4 protein-coding genes are annotated in these 3,582 nt (G+C 38.7%); all 4 read right to left on the bottom strand.

Translation table 11 applies throughout. The features are described 5' to 3' along the window. Positions 1-304: 304 nt before the first annotated feature. The 4 genes from AB1422_17960 to nadC all read right to left on the bottom strand — a co-directional run bounded on the left by AB1422_17960 (position 305) and on the right by nadC (position 3,550). Positions 305-652, bottom strand: coding sequence for a DUF5615 family PIN-like protein (locus tag AB1422_17960; GenBank protein MEW6621187.1), 348 nt, complete (start codon positions 650-652; stop codon positions 305-307). Between the two features lie 14 nt (positions 653-666). After that, the gene (locus AB1422_17955; protein ID MEW6621186.1) at positions 667-897 is read right to left on the bottom strand and encodes a DUF433 domain-containing protein; all 231 of its coding nucleotides are present in this window, start codon (positions 895-897) and stop codon (positions 667-669) included. Positions 898-1,101: 204 nt separating this feature from the next. Continuing rightward, complete coding sequence (locus AB1422_17950; GenBank protein ID MEW6621185.1) at positions 1,102-2,046, bottom strand: HD domain-containing protein; 945 nt, start codon at positions 2,044-2,046, stop codon at positions 1,102-1,104. Between the two features lie 667 nt (positions 2,047-2,713). Beyond that, positions 2,714-3,550: a carboxylating nicotinate-nucleotide diphosphorylase gene (gene nadC, locus AB1422_17945; GenBank protein MEW6621184.1), complete on the bottom strand. Its 837-nt coding sequence runs from the start codon at positions 3,548-3,550 to the stop codon at positions 2,714-2,716. Between the last annotated feature and the right edge of the window lie 32 nt (positions 3,551-3,582).

Below are 3,582 nucleotides of genomic sequence, written 5' to 3'. Positions count from 1 at the left end.
CCGCCGTCAACTGCAACGCAGGGTTAGACAAAAGCTTTGATTCGCTGTCTTTTCCTTTTCCTCTGCCTCACCGAATTATTGTGCATTCCACATTCACGGTTAACCCTAAAATATCTCCTTTTTATTTTCTCACACAAAGCCACAAAGAACACAAAGGTTTATTGTTTTATTCAATTCCTTTGTGACTTTGTGTCTCTGTGTGATTATTTTTATTATTCTAACCTTAGATTATCCTGCCTATTAGCAGTTTTATTTTACTTCGCTATTGGTGGTCGGCTGGAGCGAGTTCTTAGGTGTAATTACCTTACTGAAAAGGCAAAATATGCACTCTGGATTTGTTTTCGTTTATAGTGAGTAATGCTCCCCTTTCAAGCACCGATTCGTATTGCCGGAATATCTGCACCAACCCATACCTTAAATTCCGAGGCATCACATCTTGCGTACGAACCTGAATAACACTTGGTCCTTGTGCCCGAGTGGTTGCTAATATCGCTCCAAAATCAAGATCATGGGTAAATACAACATAACCATTTTCGCATGCCCACTTCATAATCACATAATCCGTAGCGCCACGCTCTCCCACTGTCGACCAATGAAGCGTTTGCCACCCTTCTTTCTCAAATACTTCAACCCAGTCAGGAGAAAGGTTCATATCAATCAGTAGTCTCATGCGGACACCAACGGCAATTCTATTTCTTCAGCTCGCCAGGCTGCATAGGCAAGGGCTTCACGAATATCTTCATCTTCTAAATAGGGGTATGCTTTTAGAATGTCGGTGGTGGAGTATCCTGCAGCAACCAGTCCAACAATAGTTCCCACAGTGACACGCAATCCACGAATACAGGGTTTACCCCCCATGACATTAGCATCAAAAGTAATCCGTGTCAGATTTTTCATACTGTTTATTCTCCTTAACCTTTTTATTATTAAGCCGTCATTTTCTTCTATTCCAAATAGAGAGATTGTTACACCTAGCCTTCAGATTATCCTGCCTATTAGCAGTTTTGTTTTACTTCGACCAAATATAAGGTAACATAAGCAAACTAATTTGTCAACAAAAATGGTATATTAAAATGGCAAGGGTAATTCTTGCCTTTTGTTCTATTCCTCCATCTGTTCCCCAATGTAGATATATCTTTCCAGCAATTTATCATAATCAGCCCATGTTTTATCTTTTCCCTTTTCAATCAACTGGATGAATCTATTAACCTGGGCATCAAGATGTTCAGCATAATGGAGAGTGCATGCCTCCAGTGTCTTTGGCTTTTTAGGGCTACCCCATTCGTATTCTCCATGATGACTTATGAGTAAATGGGACATACGCATTTTAAGCTCTTTGGGAAATCCTTCGATTTTATCCATTCTTTGACTAACTATTTTCTCTCCCATAACAATATGTCCAATTAATCTCCCTTCATCTGTGTAATCAATCCCCTTTGTCCATTTCAACTCCTCCATCTTACCAAGGTCATGCAATATAGCTCCTGTAAATAACAGGTCTCTATCTATCTGGGGGAATAATTGGCAAACTACCTCACATATTTTAATTACCTCATAAATATGTTCGATGAGACCACCTAAGTAGGCGTGATGAAGCGATTTAGCGGCAGGAGTTTTTTTTAATAAAGAAACAAATCCTTCATCGTTAAGAAATGAGTCAAGCAGGGATTTTAAATATTTGTTTTGAATATCAATAGACTTAATATAATCAAATAACTTATCCACATCTTTTGAGGTTTCAGGCAGGAAATTACCGATGTCATACACATCTACCTTATAGAGCTTACTTACATTTAATTGCAATTTATCGTTGAATAATTCAATTCGACCTTCTAATAAAACAACATCTTCTTCTTCAAACCTTAAGGCAACCTTCTCGGCATTATCCCAGACCTTTGCCTCCATCTGCCCGGTTTTATCTCCAATGACAAGCATTAGAAACTTACCTGGCTTATTTTTGAAATCCCGAAGTTGCTTTTTATAAACCATAAATTGACTATTTACTACATCATGGTCTTTTAAGTCCCTGATAAATTGTTTTGGCATAGTCATTCTCCTGAAAAAAGGAAGTAGAAAGTAGAGAGTAGAAAGTAGAAAGTAAAGAAAACATCACTCCTCACGCTTATCTTCCTATCTCCCACCTTCTATCTCCTACCTACTATTTTCATCCTCCTTTGTGTCCACCCTGTGGACATGGCCGTTTCCCCTGAAAATATCCGCAGATTTCGCAGATTACACAGATTTTTAATTTTTTATCTCCCCGCTGGGGGGATTAAGGGGTTAGGGGATTCTTTTATTCCCGAGCCCCGAGCCCCGAGTCCCGAGTCCCTTAATTTTCATCCCCCTTTGTGAGCCCCAGGCTCATGACCGTTTCTCCTTTTAAGTATTCAGGTGTCATCTTTTAGCCAGCACTATTTAGATACAGGATGATATAGATACCTGTGATACTTCGACATTTTCTACCTCTTTGCTGATACCCGATGGTTAAACGCTTACTATAGCACTTATTAATCGAAATTTGACCCAGATGTAGCTAGGAAATTCCAAATCACAAATTCCAAATTCCAAACAAATTCGAATGACCAAAATTCAAAACATTACCCCCCATAGTTTGGTATTTAGTACTTGAAATTTGGTGCTTATTTGAGATTTGGTGCTTGGGATTTGGGATTTTTTACTTATTCACTCTGAGTAAAATTTTGACTAATAACTGCTATATCTCCAGACTTAAATCCAATGCCTTAGAAGAGTGTGTCAAAGCACCAATCGAGATAATATCCACCCCAGTAGAGGCTATTTGATGGACATTCTTTAGACTGACCCCGCCTGAGACCTCAATCAAAATATTCTTATTGCCCGCCTTAATGATTTTGACTGCCTCCCGAATCATCTCAAAACTCATATTGTCCAGCATAATTACATCTACTCCCAGTGCAACTGCCTCTTTTACCTCATCTAAATTTTTAGTCTCTACCTCTATCTTCATTCCACGAGGTGGGTTAAGTTGAACCTGTTTGATAGCGGCTGTAACGCCGCCAGCGATTTTGAGATGATTATCTTTAATTAATATGCCATCATATAATCCAAAACGGTGATTATTTCCCCCCCCTATTTTGACAGCATATTTTTCAATCGCTCTCAAACCGGGATGAGTTTTCCGCGTATCATAGATTTTTGCCGGATAAGGTTTTACTGCCTCAACAAATTTAAAGGTTGATGTGGCTATCCCGGAGAGGTGTTGTAAAAAATTTAATGCCACCCTTTCTCCAGCTAAAATATCCTGTGCCTTTCCTTTGATAGAAGTAATGACATCTCCTTTTTTAATCCACTGTCCATCTTCTACCTTTTTCTTAAATCTGGTCTTTTCATTTATCTTTTTAAAGACGATGCAAGCTATATCTACACCAGCAATAATACCCTCTTCATTGGTAATAATTTGAGCCTCAATTACAGGTTTTTTTACCAGACATAGGGCTGTGGTTATGTCCCCTTTCCCTATATCTTCCTTAATAGCGGTATCAATCAGAGTTTCTAAGTCCAATAATTCCATAGTCTTACACCTCTGGTAATTTTTGTTTCCAG

This window comes from bacterium, assembly GCA_040757115.1.
In the GTDB taxonomy this organism is placed as follows: Bacteria; UBA9089; CG2-30-40-21; order CG2-30-40-21; family SBAY01; genus JBFLXS01.
The sequence above is the reverse complement of the archived record's forward strand: the minus strand, read 5'-3'. Positions and strand labels throughout refer to the sequence as shown.